The organism is Mesorhizobium sp. YL-MeA3-2017 (genome assembly GCF_030814575.1).
Classification (GTDB): Bacteria; Pseudomonadota; Alphaproteobacteria; order Rhizobiales; family Rhizobiaceae; genus Mesorhizobium; species Mesorhizobium terrae.
In genome coordinates this window covers 1,588,094-1,602,132 of record NZ_JAUSVH010000001.1, presented here as the reverse complement: position 1 = coordinate 1,602,132, position 14,039 = coordinate 1,588,094, and the positions used below count along the sequence as shown (strand labels likewise).

The following is a 14,039-nucleotide window of genomic DNA, read 5'->3' as shown; positions in this document are numbered from 1 at the left end:
AGCAACGCCTTCGCCGCCGCGCAATGTGTTTTCTACTCGGCCTTCACCCTTATCGGCACGGTCAGTGCGCCCGTCTTGGCGGGCGCCGACAGTTGAGCAAAAGTCGACTGCTGCTGCAGCCATGCCTGGTAATCCTGTTCGGTATCGACCTTCACGACGCCACGCATGAAGGCATGCCCGACGCCGCAGAGCTGGGAGCAAAGGATCTCGAACGTTCCAGTCCTGGTCGGCGTGAACCAGAAATAGGTGACCATGCCCGGCACCATGTCCATCTTGGCGCGGAACTCCGGAATGTAGAAATCATGGATGACATCGATCGAGCGCAGCAAAACCTTGACCGGCTTGCCGACCGGCAGATGCAGATCCGCCCCTACGACAACGATGTTGTCCTGACCGTCAGGGTCCTGCGGGTTGATGCCGAGCGCATTGTCGGGGCTGATAAAGCGTGCGTTCGTCGTGCCGAGCTTGCCGCCCTTGCCGGGCAAGCGGAAGCTCCATTGCCATTGCTGCGCGAAGACCTCGATCTCGGTCGCGTCTTTGGGAACAGTGACGAATTGGCTCCACACGAACAGGCCGGGCGCCAGCAAAGCCGCGACGCCGATGGCGGTGAATACGGTCAGCCAGGATTCAAGTTTCCTGCTTTCGGGCTCATACGCAGCCTCCCGTCCTTCCTTGTGCCGGAAGCGGAAAATGCAGTAGGCCATGAACAGGACGACGGCTGAGAAGACCGTCCCGGTGATCCAGAAGGTGATGACAAGGGTGTTGTCGATATAGCCCCAATTGGAGGCTATCGGCGTAGACCACCACGGGCTCAGCACGTGGAACAGGACCGAGCCTACGACAATCAGAACGAGTACGAGCGCTACGGCCATCCTTCGTTCCCCCGGCATCCAAGGGATGCTATCCCGCAGGAACGCCAAGCTCATACTAGCTCAATTTGCGGCTGCAATTCCAGAGCGATTGTTTTTGAGCAAGTGTAGCTAAGCGCGACCAGCCTGATTTGTGGCACCTTGGCATAGCAAGGTCCGGCCACAACCGACGCCGCGTGTGCTTGGGCGGATTTGGCACAAGGCGTTCGGCTTTAGCTGGATTCTAGAGGCGGCTTTCCGGTCCGGTTAGCCCGAAAGCGGGCATTCCGCTAACCGCCCCAATACAGCCTTCTTGACTATGCCTTCGAGTGGCCACTCGTGGCGCGAAAGTGACTAGGCGGCGAATTCGAAATCGATCCCGCATCGTTGAAGTGTTCATGCTCTGCGCTTCGAAAGTCGCATAAAGGGCAGTCCGGAATTCGATTGTTGGCGCCTAGAAAGTGGAGATTGTCGCGGGGCTCTCATTGCGGCAGCAGAGCGTGCGATCGAAGCGCAGATCGCACCGGATACACGATTGATGAACTATGAAGCAAAGGCATTCATTGCGATTGATGAAAGCTTTGCCGATTATGAGACGGTAAACCATTCCAATCGCGAGTATGTTCGCGACGCCATACACGTCATTCAGCCGAAGGTTTCCATTTGCGGATCCGCCAAACCATCGCGGGCGTATTTCACCACATCAGTCCACAGCACGCCGACCTAAATTTTCACGAGATAGGATTTCGTTGATCCCGCCGTGGCGTTGATGGTCAGGTTGTTCACAAGACCCGCGGTGGCCGCCAAGTCATCAAGACCATGTGGTCGCGTGTCCCGCCAGCGCTGCAATTGGTGCAGGCAGTCCGCTTCGCCACCGACGCCAGATGCGCAGAAGCCCTCAAGGCGGAAACGTCGTCAAATCTATTGTTGTTGTCTTTGGTTGAAAAAAGACTGCCTGTCCAGAGAACAGTTCTTGTTCCGACCCGAATAGAACCGCTTTAGAATTCCTAAGCGTCGCCGTGCGAGGGTCCCCCGTACGGTCGTGTATCCACTGTGGATCGGCGCGAGCGACCCTGTTGCGCTTGGGCTCGGAAGGTCCGAGGTAACGTCCAGCCAGGAACGCCAGAGACGTCTTATCAGGTCTGAAGCCCCCTTTGCGGATTGGATCGATACGCCGCCGAGCGCGAATTGCGCGAGGGGACGGTCTATGGTGACAGCCGTTAAACCCGGGCCATCGCGGCCCTCGGCTCCAATCCCGGCTCGCGCGAAGCGATTATTATTTGGGCCATCAGCCCGCCGAACTTCTGACCGAAGAAATCGCCGTCTGCGTCAATTCGGTCGAAGGTTCAATTCGTGCGTCCACAGGACGGTCGTGGAGGTCAAGACCAGTCGGCTTCGTGTCCGCGAAGTTCGTTGACGAGTAGCGATCCCAGCAATGCGGCGCCGCCTTGCGCAAGCTGATGGACCATGGCACTGGACAGATCATCGCGGCAGCCTTCCCTTTTTTGGGCTCATCCACATTCGAGGCGACCATGTATTTGAACCGGACGCGAGCCGAACAATTGATGACGGCCGCCGGCGTTGAGGCCCTCGTCCTTTTCTCGCCCGAAAATTTCCGATACGCGACCGGGACCCCCGCGGGGGCCGCGGCAATGTGGAGGCGCGCTGGGGGAGCAATCGCCGTGGTTCCGGCATCCGCCGATGCGCCGATTGCTTCCATCATCAGTGACTTTCAGTTGGAAAGCTCAGAGCAGTCCAGGCGTCTGGAGGATGTGAGGACATTTCCCGCCTGGGTCGATATGGCAGACTACCGAGACATTCCGGATGACGCCGGGCTGGCCGAAAGCTTCCAATCTTCGACATCGGCCCTGGTGCGACCGGCCACCTTCGACCGCAATCGGGTATTCGATCTCCTTGACGACGTACTGCGGGAACGTGGCCTGCAAGCAAGCAATATCGGTGCGGATTTCGATTTTCTGCCCGCCCGCGATCTGGCTTCGTTGTCAGCGCGCCTGCCAAATCAGCGCTTCGTCGATGCAACAGATCTGATCCGGCGCCTCCGCTTGGTGAAATCGCCGGCAGAGACGGCCAACCTGCGTTCGGCGTGCCGCCTAGCCGAAGCCGGGCTGAAGAACCTTTCCGAAAATATTGCGGCGGGCCATAGCTCGACCGACCTTTCGAGTGCTTGGCGATCCGGAGTGGATACGACCGCCCGATCAACAGGTGTCGGCGCGGTCGATACGTGGGATTACATTTCCGTAGGCGTAGACCCTTGGGACGGCAACGCCAAGGTGGTACCGGGATCTGTCGTGAAAGCGGATGTCGGGTGCATCGTCTCCGGCTATTGCTCGGACAGTGCAAGAACTTACGTTTTTGGTGAGCCCAGCCGATTGGCGGCAGGTATTTTCAGTTGCCTTGAGCAGGCTTTCATGGATGGCCTTGGCATGTTCCGGCCGGGCGTGATGTTGCGCGATATCCATGCCGCAACGCTGGCTTCGATCCAACGTTACGGCCTGAAGTCCTATTCGCGTGGACATTTCGGTCACTCCGTCGGGGCGGCGGTTGGGATTGAGGAATGGCCGTTCATATCGGCCGACAGCGAGATTGTCCTTGAACCCGGAATGGTTATGGCGTTCGAGACGCCGTTTTACGCCAATGGTCTTGGCGCACTGATGATAGAGGATCAGCTTCTCATCACCGAAAGTGGCTGTGAAGTCATGAACACGCTGCCACGTGGTTTGACCAGAATGTCGTAGCTTGGCGCGGGCGCATTTGATGCCGCGTCACACCAATCAGCAATGCCTATCATCGCGTAATCATCGAGAATTGGTATGCCAAGGCTCTGCGCAGCACCGCGCCCATCGCAACCGGCCCACGCCGCACAATCTTGGGCGGACAGCTTTTTGCCATCCGGTCTTCCACATGCACGAAGACCTGGGACAGCCAAGAAACACAGTCATGCTCCCTGGTCAAAGCCGGTAAGGCGTTGGAAATCAACGCTGTCGCGGCGGACATGCAGCAGTCTGTGAGCTTCCCGATTTCGATGAGCGGCTTCGGCAGCGCGCTGGCCCGCACGACCACGCTCTCGGCTGACTGAATGTCGTCAACGTCCTTGCAGTGGTGAGGCGAGCCGATCACAGATGCAGGCGTGCCGTGCCAAGGTATCGGTTTCGATTCCCAGACGTTCAGATTGCCGCTCGGATCGTCAATAGCTGCTCCATCAGAACCAGCAACGCCCCGTGTTAGGCCATCAGCGATATCTTCTCTCCAACAGAATGTAGAAATTACTTCGATCCCGCAGGATATGGGTTTGCATCGACGTCCGACGCTCTGCTGTACGACCATTGCGAATGAAGGTTTGTCTTCACTGATCTCGATCTTGCGACAGCGCGTGCCGCCGTCATCTTCTGACTCCGGTGCATTAATTGACACGTTCCTGGCGTAGGTGTACGTGTAACGGCGCCCGATAGACGGGCAGGTGGCAACGAGGCCACCCAATCAGATCAAGGCAAGAAGGCCTCCCTTTGACTTCGGAAACGAAGCCATCGGGGGGCCTTTGTCGTTTTGGCGATACCGACCGAGATGCCGATGGGGAACCGGCGCCGGACGGCTATGACAAGGGGCTTGCGCCGGCGAACCGCCAATGGTTCCGCCGCGCGCCTTTCGGACCATGGCCTGAATGCGCTTCCACCGGGAAAAGCGGGTGAGGACAAGGACGTCCAATCGCGACGACAGCCGCACACGCAACGCGTTTGACCCCTGGGAGGGTGGCATGAACAACAAAGCGGAGATCGAGACGCTCGATAGCGTCGATCACATACTGGGAGAAGAATACGAACATCAGCCTGTGCCGACGGCGGCCCGGCGCTCGACCTTTTCGGTGACGACGGTCTGGATCGGCTTTCCGATGATCATCACCGGCGCCATGACCGGCTCCATCCTCGTGCTCGGCATGGGCTTCACCAGCGCGCTGTGGGCAATGGTGATCGGCAACCTCATCATGTTTGCCTATGTCGGAGCGCTGGGTCTTCTGGGTACCAACCGCGGCATGAATTTCGCGCTGCTGGCCTCGATTGTGTTTGGCCGCAAAGGCTACGTTTTCGCTTCCGGCCTGCTGTCGACGCTTCTGCTCGGCTGGTACGCGGTGCAGACCGGCATCACCGGCGCGCTGATCAGCTCTGCCTATGATCTCAACTATGTGGCGATGACCATTGTCGCCGGCCTTCTCTATATCGGCATCACCTTCGTCGGCGTGCATGGTCTGCATCTGATTGGGCTGGTTTCGGTTCCGCTCTTCGTCATCCTCGGCGGCTGGGTGGTGTTCGATACGGCTTCCGCCACCAGCTGGCAGGCGATCCTCGCCTATCCGGGCAACAATGGCGCGGCCACCATGTCCATGGGCGTGGGGCTGACCGTCGTCATTGCGCTCTTCATCGATGCAGGCACAGTCAGCGCCGACTTCAACCGCTGGGCCAAGGATAGTAGGAGTTCGCTGATCGCCACGTTCAGCGCGTTCCCGTTCGCCAATCTGATTGCCATGCTGGTCGGCGGTATCATGACGGCCGCCCTTGCCGTTCCGAATGCCAACCCGTTCGGCGCCGACAACATGTTCGGCCACATGAACGGCAAGCAAATGGCTTTCCTCAGCGCGCTCGCCTTCGTCTTCCTCTATCTCAACCTGGGTTCGGTCTGCGCGCACTGTCTCTACAATGCCGCCACCGGCTGGTCGCGCATCTTCGGTACCCGCATGCGCGTGATGGCCGTCATCCTCGGCGCCATCGGCATCGCGGTCGCGGCGGGCAATGTCTGGGCCTTCTTCATCCAGTGGCTGTCTCTGCTCGGCATCCTGGTTCCGCCGATCGGCGCGATCATCCTGGTCGACCAGTATCTTGCCCGCAGGAACGCTGAGATCGACCGCGACTGGCGCCCGAGCGCCTTCATCGCCTGGATCATCGGCTCGGCGGTGGCGGTCATCGTCGAATTCTACCTGCCGCATTTCTCGACCGCCATCAGCGCAGCCCTTGCCGGTGGCATCGCCTATGCGGCGCTGGCGCTGCGGCCGTCGCCGGAACGCGTAACCGCATGATTTCAGGTGAGGCCCGGTCACCGGGCCTCGTCTCCACATTCGAAAGTAAAGGAAACTGCCTGATGCCTGACTATGAAATCTATTCGCTGGGCGATTTTGTCCTGCAACGCGGGGCGACGCTGCGCGACGCCAAACTTGCCTACAAAACCTTCGGCAAGCTGAACGCCAAGAAGGACAATGTCATCGTCTTCCCGACCTGGTATTCCGGCCAGCACGTCGACAATGAATGGCTGATCGGCAAGGGCATGACGCTCGACCCGGCTAAATATTTCATCATCATCCCGAACATGTTCGGCAACGGGCTGTCGTCGTCGCCAAGCAACACGCCGGAGCCCTACAACAAGTCGCGCTTCCCGCAGGTAACGGCCTACGACAATGTCCGCGCCCAGCACCAGCTGGTGACCGAGAAATTCGGCGTCAAGAAACTGAAGCTGGTTGTCGGCTGGTCGATGGGTGCGCTGCAGACCTTCCATTGGGGGGCGATGTATCCCGACATGGTCGAGCGCATCGCGCCGTTTTGCGGTTCGGCCAAATGCTCGCGCCACAATTTCGTGTTCCTGGAAGGCGTCAAGGCAGCGCTGACGGCCGACTCCGCCTGGAATAATGGCTGGTATGACGACAAGCCGGAAAAGGGCCTGCGCGCCATGGCCCGCGTCTATGCCGGCTGGGGTTTCTCGCAGGCTTTCTATCGCCAGGAGCTCGACCTCAAGGCGCTTGGCCATTCCTCGCTGGAGGATTTCCTGGTCTCCTTCTGGGAAGGTTTCTTCCTGCCCAAGGATGCCAACAACCTTTTGACCATGCTGTGGACCTGGCAGAATGGCGACATCAGCGACAACGAGCTCTACAAGGGCGACTTCAAGAAGGCGCTCAAGGCCGTCAAGGCCAAGGCCTTCGTCATGCCGAGCCGCACCGATCTCTACTTCCCGCCGGAAGACAGCGAGTTCGAGGTGGCCAACATGCCGAACGCCAAGTTCCTTCCGTTCGAATCTGTCTGGGGGCATTTCGCGGGCGGGCCGGGAACCAGCCCGAACGATGTCAAATTCCTCGATGGCAAGCTGAAGGAACTTCTGGCCAGTTGACCCGCAATGCGGCCGGCCTCAAGCTGCGCGGCCGGCCGCAGCTTTCAGCAAGAACAAGAACCAAGCGGCACTGGGGAATCGTGGGAGCGTATATTGACGAGATCAAGCAATACCTCCGAACCGTGGCGCGTTGGCGTCCTCTTCTCGCGCTCCGGCTTCATGGCAGTGATCGAGGAGACGCAGCTGCGCGGCACGCTGACGGCGATCGAAGAAATCAACGCCTCGGGCGGCATCAACGGCAGGCCGCTTGAGCCAATCGTCTATGATCCCGGTTCAGAGGCTAGCGCCTTTGGCCGCTATGCCAAGAAGCTGATGGTCGAGGACGGCGTTTCGACAATCTTCGGCTGCTACACCTCGTCCAGCCGCAAGGCCGTGCTGCCGGTGGTCGAGCGGCTGAACGGGCTCTTGTGGTATCCGACGCTCTATGAGGGCTTCGAATTCTCGCCCAACGTCATCTACACCGGTGCGACGCCGAACCAGAACAGCGTCGAGCTCTGCCGCATCCTGATGGAGCGCTACGGCACCCGTTTCTATTTCATCGGCGCCGACTACATCTATCCGCGCGAATCCAACCGCATCATGCGTGAATTTATCCGCAACAGCGGTGGCACCGTCGTCGGCGAATCCTATGTGCGCATGGGCGCTTCGCGGGAGGAGTTCCTGCCGGTGATGCGCGACGTCAAGCGCGCGCAGCCCGATGTCATCTTCTCGACCGTCGTCGGCGACGGCACGGTTTATCTATACCAGGCCTATGCCGACCTCGGTCTCGATCCCAAGGTCATGCCGATCGCCAGCCTGACCACGACGGAAGCTGAAATCCGCGCCATGGGCTTCGATGTCGGCGAAGGGCACATTACCGCTGCCCCCTATTTCCAGGGCGTCGGCAGCGAGCGCAACTCCAGCTTCGTCCGCGATTACAAGAAACGCTATGGCGATGATGAACCGACTAACATGTGCCTGGAGGCGTCCTATTTCCAGGTCAACGCTTTCGCCAAGACGCTCGAGCAGACCAACTCGATGGACACCGAGATCCTGCGCGCTTCCGTGATGGGGTCGGAGTTCGAAGCGCCGCAAGGCGATGTCGTCATCAACCCGATCTGGGGCCATGCCGATCTGTGGACGCGCATCGGCCGCGCCAATCGGGAGGGCCAGTTCGACCTTGTTTATGAATCGCCTTCCTGTGTCCTGTCCGACCCGTATCTGCTGGGTTATGGGCGCAGTCTTGGCCAGAAAAATCTCGAGCTTGCGTAACGGCGGCGGGGAGGAATAGACAGTGCAGGAAACCATCGACATCGCAAGATTTGCCCGCGAGCGACAGGCTGCCGGCGCCAGGAAGGATGCCGGCAATCGCGATGCGCCTTCCGGCCCGTCGTCGTCGCGTTCGTTTTGGAATCTCAAGGTGGCGGTCATTGTCGACCGCGACGATGACGGCGAAAGACTGGTGCGTGAGTTGCAGCGCCTGCGCTGCGACGTGCAGCACGAATGGCCGATGCCGTCGCAGATACCGGCGCAGTATGACGTGGTCTTCTGCGTGCTTTCGCCCGACCTGCCACAGCGACTGCCCTGGATTCCGGGCGAGCCCGCCTCGGCGCTGGTGGTCATCGATCCCGGTGCCGGCCTGCTCGACCTCAACCTGCTCCACAATTGCGCGGCTCACGGCGTGCTGCATTATCCGGCGACGGCGCGCTCGGTGCAGTCGACGCTGGCGCTGGCGCGTGGCCATTTCCTCTATGAGCGCAGGCTCAGGGGGCGCATCGAAAAACTGGACGAAAGCCTGCGCACCATGCGCAGCGTCGAGCGGGCGAAATCGCTACTGATGCGGCTGAAGAACGTCAGCGAGGAGGAGGCCTATAACTATCTCAGGCGCCAGGCGATGGAGCGGCGCGTGACCATCGGCGCGGTGGCCAGCGCCATCATTGACTCCTACGAACTTCTTGGCTAGCGTTCCACATCGGCAGCAACGACGCTGCCGGCGAAATATAGGTAACGGAACCTCACGACTTTCGCGGAAGCGGGACGTGGGGTTTTTTGTTGCGTACGAGCTTACTCTAGCGAGCCATTAGGTTCGCAGCGGCGTTGCTGCCGCAAAAAACAACAGGGCAATACGGCCTCGAAACGGTCTGCTTCGGCAGCTCGCTTCGGGGCTTTTTTGTTTTCAGGGGAGAAGAAGGTGAAAAGCAATCGTCGCAGTTTTCTGAAGGCCACTGCCGCTTTCGGCACCGTGTCCCTCGTCGGTTTCCCGCATATCTGGAACAAGAATTCGTCGCTGGCCTACGCCGCCGACGGCGAGATCAAGGTGGGCGTGCTGTTCTCGCTCACCGGCACCACCGCCATCATCGAGGAGTCGCTCAACAAGGCGACGATCATGGCGATCGAAGAGATCAATGCCGCCGGTGGCATCAACGGTAGGAAGCTCGTGCCGGTGGTCGAGGACCCGGCCTCCGATCCGGCGACCTTCGCCGAAAAGGCACGCAAGCTGGTGCTGTCGGACAAATGCGTTTCGGTGTTCGGCTCCTACACCTCGGCCAGCCGCAAGGCGGTGCTGCCGGTGTTCGAGAAGCAGAACAATCTCTATTGGTACCCGACCCTCTATGAGGGCCGCGAATGCTCCAAGAACGTCATCTACACCGGCGCCGTGCCCAACCAGCAGCAGGACGATTTCGTGCCGTGGCTGGTCGAGAAGTTCGGCAAGCGCTGGTACCTGATCGGCTCGAACTACATCTATCCGAAGGAAGAAAACAACTACTGCAAGAAGCTCCTGGCCGAGCTCGGCGCGGAAGTGGTGGCCGAGGAATATGTGCCGCTCGGCCATTCGGAATTCTCGTCCGTCATCAACAAGCTGAAGGCTGAAAAGCCGAATGTCATCTTCTCGACGGTGGTGGGCGATTCCGTCGTGGCGCTGCACCGCCAGTATCACGCCGCCGGCCTCGATCCCGAGAAGATGCCGATGGCAAGCCTCACCACCTCCGAAAACGAAGTGGCGGCGATGGGCGGCGAGGCAGCCGCGGGTCACTTCACCTCTGCGCCCTACTTCATGGTGTGGGACTCGCCCGAGAACCACAAATTCGTCGACGCCTACAAGAAGCGCTGGGGCGGCGACAAGGTCACCCACTTCGTGTCCGAGCCGTCTTATTTCCAGATCTACTTGTTCAAGCAGGCGGTCGAGAAACTGGCCGGCTCCGACATCTCTCCCAACGCCATCCGCGAGGCGGTGAAGGGGCAGGAGCTGGTTGCTCCGCAAGGCAAGGTGCGTATCGAGCCCGAGAACCTGCACAGCTGGCTGTGGCCGAAGATCGGTCAGTGCCAGGCCGACGGCCAGTTCAAAATCCTGAAGCAGTCGGCCAACTGGCTCGAGCCGTCGCCCTACAAGGCCTACCCCAACCAGCACTGCACGGCTGAAGGCCTCAAACAGAGCTGATTGTGCCCGCGCATCGGCCCGAAAATCGGAACCGATTTTAGGAAAGCGCGATGCGCAATTTCAAGGCGTCCGGTGGCGGGCTTCGTACCGCCACCGCCTCTCTATCCTGGAAGAAGCGGCGACATGGAAATCTTCGTCTCCCAGATCATGACGGGCCTGAGCATCGGCTCCATCCTGCTTTTGGTCGCGCTGGGCCTCGCCATCATCTACGGCGTCACCGGCGTCATCAACCTTGCCCATGGCGAGTTCGTCATGCTCGGTGCCTATGCGGCCTGGTTCCTACAGACGCAGTTCGGGCTCGGCCTGCTCGCCAGCCTCGTGCCGATATTCCTGCTGCTGGCGCTGTTCGGCTGGCTCATCGAAGCGCTAGTCATACGCCATCTCTACGACCGGCCGCTCGACACGATCCTCGCGACCTGGGGCATCGGCGTCATGGCGCAGCAGGCGATACGCCTGACCGCCGGCGGCGAACTGCGCTACGTGAAGATGCCAGAATCCCTATCGCAGAGCGTCAACATTCTGGGCGCGACGGACTCGGCTTACCGCCTGTTCATCCTGTTTCTGGCGCTCGCCTTGTTCGCGCTGACCTGGGGCATCTACCGCTACACCAATTTCGGCCTGAAGCTGCGCGCCATCACCCAGAACCGCGCGGTTGCCTCCGCCTTCGGCATCAATGCCGGCCGCATCTACCGCACGACATTTGCCTATGGTGCAGGCATGGCCGGCCTCGCCGGGGCGCTGGTATCGCCACTGAAGAGCGTGTCGCCTGAAATGGGCACCACCTATGTCGTCGACGCCTTCATGGTGGTGGTGCTCGGCGGCACCCAGAGCCTGATGGGCACGCTGGCCAGCTCCGGCATCCTCGGCGAATTGTCCGGCTACCTAGCCTTCTATTCCAACGACACGATCGCCAAGGCGCTGGTGCTGCTCGCTATCGTTGTCCTCATCCGCTTCCGGCCGCAGGGCCTGTTTACCGCGCGCCTGCGCGCCTGAAACGACGATCATGTCCAGCCAGGGAAACAACAGAGTGCTCGCCAGAACAAAGACCGAATTCGCGCTCTACGCGGCGGTGTGCTTGGCCATCCTGCTGGTGCCGGTGTTTTTGCAGGACGCCTTCCTGCTCAACAAATACGCCCGCTACCTCGTCTTCGGCATGCTGGCCGTCTCGCTCAGCCTGTCCTGGGGTTATGCCGGCATCCTGAATCTCGGCCAGGCGATGACCTTCGGCATCGGTTCCTACTGCATGGCGATGATGCTGAAGCTGAAGACCATTCCGGTGCACACGGGGGCCGACGGTCTTCCTGATTTCATGGTCTGGAACAACGTCACCGAACTGCCCTGGTTCTGGACGCCGTTCCATTCACCGCTGTTCGGCGTGCTGGCTGGCATCCTGCTGCCCGCCGGCGTCGCCGCCTTGCTCGGCTGGTTCGTATTCAAGGGCAGGGTGACCGGTGTCTACGCGGCCATCATCACGCTTGCCGCCATGGTGGTGGTGCAGCTCGTCATCATCGACCAGCAGGCTTTCACCGGCGGCTTCAATGGCATCACCGATCTCGGCCAGTTCGATATCGCCGGCATCACCTTCGATGCCTATGGCTCGTCGAGCTATTATCTGGTCGCGATCTGCCTGACGGTCACGCTGTTCCTGGCGCTGGCCATCACCAAGAGCAAGGCCGGCCTGATCGTACAGGCGATCCGAGACGAGGAGGACCGCGTCCGCTTCTTCGGCTACGATGTCGCGCTCTACAAGATCTTCATCTTCTCGGTTTCGGCGGCGATCGCAGGCCTTGCCGGCATGCTCTACACCATCGTCATGGAGTTCGCCTCGCCGACCTTCCTCGGTGTGCCGCTCTCGCTCTCTGTCGTCATCTGGGTCGCGGTCGGTGGTCGCCAGAGCCTGCTCGGCGCGATGCTCGGCGCCCTCATCGTCACCGGCGTGCAGGGCGCGCTGTCGGAATCGGAAACCTTCCTCGACACCTGGACCCTGATCATGGGCCTGCTGTTCGTCCTCGTCGTGCTGTTCCTGCCGCAAGGCATCGCCGGTGCCTTCGCCAACCTTGCACGACGCTTCGAACGGCAACGGCCCGCCCCAGTGCCGAAACCCGCGCCGCATGCCGAACCCATCGCCAACGGCCGCGAGATCGAGAGCACACGATGACCACCGAAAATCAACTGGTTGTAGAAAATGCCAGCGTGTCCTTCAGCGGCTTCCGCGCCGTGTCGGACCTGTGCCTCAAGGTTCGCGCTGGCGAACTGCGCTGCCTGATCGGTCCGAACGGTGCCGGCAAGACCACGGCGCTCGATCTGATCTGCGGCAAGACCAGACTGTCGGGTGGCGAGATCGTCTTCAAGGGCAAGCCCATCCACCGGCTCAGCGAACACGCCATCGCGCGGTCCGGCATCGGCCGCAAGTTCCAGGTGCCCAGCGTGTTCCGGGCGCTCAGCGTGCGTGACAATCTGCATATCGGCCATTCAAGGCAGCCCGGCGTGCTGGCCAATCTGGTGACCTTCGGTCATGGCGGCGACAATGACGAGATCGAACGGCTGGCCGAGATGGTCGGCCTCGAGGATGAGCTCGACACGCCGGCGGCCCATCTTTCGCATGGACAGACCCAGTGGCTGGAAATCGCGCTGATCCTGGCGCAGGACCCGTCGCTGATCCTGATGGACGAGCCGACCGCCGGCATGACGGCGCAGGAAACCAAGAAGACTGCGCAGCTTTTCAACCGGCTCGGCGGTCGCCACACGTTGATCGTCGTCGAACACGACATGGGCTTCGTGCGCGACATCGCCCAGACCATCTCGGTCATGCACCAGGGCAAGCTGCTGGCGGAAGGCAGTATCGCAGACATCGAAGGCAACCAGGCGGTGCGCGACGCCTATCTCGGTTCGGGAGGGATCGGCCATGCTTGAGCTTGCCAATGTCGACGGTTTCTACGGACGCAGCCGCGCCCTGCAATCGGTGTCAATGAAAGTCGAACAAGGCGACTTCTTCTCTGTGCTCGGCCGCAACGGCGTCGGCAAGACCACGCTGCTGCGCACCGTGCTTGGCCTGATGAGCCGCACCACCGGTTCGATCCAGCTCGACGGCGAGGAATTGGTGGCCAAGCGAACCCATGAGCGCTCGCTGGCCGGTCTCGGCTACGTACCGCAGGGGCGCGGTATCCTGCCCGGCTTCACGGTGCGGGAAAACCTGATGGTCGGCACTTTTGCCGCCAAGGGTGGCGGCGGCCGCATCGCTGAATGGGTGCTCGACCTGTTCCCGATCCTCAAGGAATTCCTCAACCGCCGCGGCGGCAACCTGTCCGGTGGTCAGCAGCAGCAACTGGCGATCGCGCGGGCGCTGCTGTCGGAACCCAAGGTGATGCTGCTCGACGAGCCGACCGAAGGCATCCAGCCCAACATCGTCGAGCAGATCGAGGACGTGCTGATCGACCTCAACCGCAAGCAAGGCCTCACCATCGTGCTGGTCGAGCAGAACATAGCCTTTGCCCGCCGCGCCTCGAAACATTTCGCGATCCTCAATCGCGGCAGCGTCGCCGTCGGCGGCCCCATCACCGAACTAAGCGACGACCTCATCCACAAACATCTCGTCGTCTAGCCAACTA

At 60.7% G+C, this 14,039-nt stretch carries 12 protein-coding genes and 1 pseudogene; 11 read left to right on the top strand and 2 right to left on the bottom strand.

Features of this window, described 5'->3' with window-relative positions; genetic code table 11:
* Positions 1 to 32: 32 nt before the first annotated feature.
* Positions 33 to 872: a cytochrome c oxidase subunit II gene (locus QFZ88_RS07540; RefSeq protein ID WP_024925628.1), complete on the bottom strand. Its 840-nt coding sequence runs from the start codon at positions 870 to 872 to the stop codon at positions 33 to 35.
* A gap of 436 nt (positions 873 to 1,308) precedes the next feature.
* Between QFZ88_RS07540 and QFZ88_RS07535 the strand changes: the two are divergent.
* Positions 1,309 to 1,792 (top strand): annotated as a pseudogene (locus tag QFZ88_RS07535) (transposase); the annotation flags it as partial.
* A 504-nt stretch (positions 1,793 to 2,296) separates the two neighbouring features.
* A complete protein-coding gene (locus QFZ88_RS07530; protein ID WP_137901234.1) occupies positions 2,297 to 3,604 on the top strand; it encodes a M24 family metallopeptidase in 1,308 nt (435 codons plus the stop codon).
* A 49-nt stretch (positions 3,605 to 3,653) separates the two neighbouring features.
* Here QFZ88_RS07530 and QFZ88_RS07525 read toward each other — a convergent pair whose 3' ends face one another.
* Positions 3,654 to 4,280 (bottom strand): hypothetical protein, encoded by a 627-nt coding sequence (locus QFZ88_RS07525; protein WP_244437871.1) that lies wholly within the window; start codon positions 4,278 to 4,280, stop codon positions 3,654 to 3,656.
* A gap of 340 nt (positions 4,281 to 4,620) precedes the next feature.
* Here QFZ88_RS07525 and QFZ88_RS07520 point away from each other — a divergent pair, with 340 nt between their 5' ends.
* The 9 genes from QFZ88_RS07520 to urtE all read left to right on the top strand — a co-directional run bounded on the left by QFZ88_RS07520 (position 4,621) and on the right by urtE (position 14,032).
* Positions 4,621 to 5,934 carry a purine-cytosine permease family protein gene (locus QFZ88_RS07520; RefSeq protein WP_024925625.1) on the top strand — a complete coding sequence of 438 codons (1,314 nt, stop codon included), beginning with the start codon at positions 4,621 to 4,623 and terminating at the stop codon, positions 5,932 to 5,934.
* A gap of 62 nt (positions 5,935 to 5,996) precedes the next feature.
* Entirely contained in the window at positions 5,997 to 7,013 is a 1,017-nt protein-coding gene (locus tag QFZ88_RS07515; protein ID WP_024925624.1) for an alpha/beta fold hydrolase, read from the top strand.
* Between the two features lie 93 nt (positions 7,014 to 7,106).
* Positions 7,107 to 8,264, top strand: a complete 1,158-nt coding sequence (locus QFZ88_RS07510) for a transporter substrate-binding domain-containing protein (protein ID WP_307417109.1) — start codon at positions 7,107 to 7,109, stop codon at positions 8,262 to 8,264.
* A gap of 22 nt (positions 8,265 to 8,286) precedes the next feature.
* The gene (locus QFZ88_RS07505) at positions 8,287 to 8,955 is read left to right on the top strand and encodes an ANTAR domain-containing response regulator (protein WP_024925622.1); all 669 of its coding nucleotides are present in this window, start codon (positions 8,287 to 8,289) and stop codon (positions 8,953 to 8,955) included.
* 228 nt (positions 8,956 to 9,183) lie between these two features.
* Entirely contained in the window at positions 9,184 to 10,431 is a 1,248-nt protein-coding gene (locus QFZ88_RS07500; RefSeq protein WP_024925621.1) for a transporter substrate-binding domain-containing protein, read from the top strand.
* Positions 10,432 to 10,554: 123 nt separating this feature from the next.
* Positions 10,555 to 11,424 (top strand): urea ABC transporter permease subunit UrtB, encoded by an 870-nt coding sequence (gene urtB, locus QFZ88_RS07495; protein ID WP_024925620.1) that lies wholly within the window; start codon positions 10,555 to 10,557, stop codon positions 11,422 to 11,424.
* Between the two features lie 34 nt (positions 11,425 to 11,458).
* The gene (gene urtC / locus QFZ88_RS07490; protein ID WP_024925619.1) at positions 11,459 to 12,589 is read left to right on the top strand and encodes an urea ABC transporter permease subunit UrtC; all 1,131 of its coding nucleotides are present in this window, start codon (positions 11,459 to 11,461) and stop codon (positions 12,587 to 12,589) included.
* Positions 12,586 to 13,344 carry an urea ABC transporter ATP-binding protein UrtD gene (gene urtD / locus QFZ88_RS07485; RefSeq protein ID WP_024925618.1) on the top strand — a complete coding sequence of 253 codons (759 nt, stop codon included), beginning with the start codon at positions 12,586 to 12,588 and terminating at the stop codon, positions 13,342 to 13,344. Before urtC ends, urtD begins: the two co-directional genes overlap by 4 nt.
* A complete protein-coding gene (urtE, locus tag QFZ88_RS07480) occupies positions 13,337 to 14,032 on the top strand; it encodes an urea ABC transporter ATP-binding subunit UrtE (RefSeq protein ID WP_024925617.1) in 696 nt (231 codons plus the stop codon). Before urtD ends, urtE begins: the two co-directional genes overlap by 8 nt.
* Positions 14,033 to 14,039 lie beyond the last annotated feature (7 nt).

Excerpts from the sequence above, each read along its gene's own strand:
- urtE (WP_024925617.1), top strand. The coding sequence starts at position 13,337 with ATGCTTGAGCTTGCCAATGTCGACGGTTTCTACGGACGCAGCCGCGCC.
- QFZ88_RS07540 (WP_024925628.1), bottom strand. The coding sequence starts at position 872 with ATGGCCGTAGCGCTCGTACTCGTTCTGATTGTCGTAGGCTCGGTCCTG.
- urtD (WP_024925618.1), top strand. The coding sequence starts at position 12,586 with ATGACCACCGAAAATCAACTGGTTGTAGAAAATGCCAGCGTGTCCTTC.
- urtB (WP_024925620.1), top strand. The coding sequence starts at position 10,555 with ATGGAAATCTTCGTCTCCCAGATCATGACGGGCCTGAGCATCGGCTCC.
- QFZ88_RS07520 (WP_024925625.1), top strand. The coding sequence starts at position 4,621 with ATGAACAACAAAGCGGAGATCGAGACGCTCGATAGCGTCGATCACATA.
- QFZ88_RS07515 (WP_024925624.1), top strand. The coding sequence starts at position 5,997 with ATGCCTGACTATGAAATCTATTCGCTGGGCGATTTTGTCCTGCAACGC.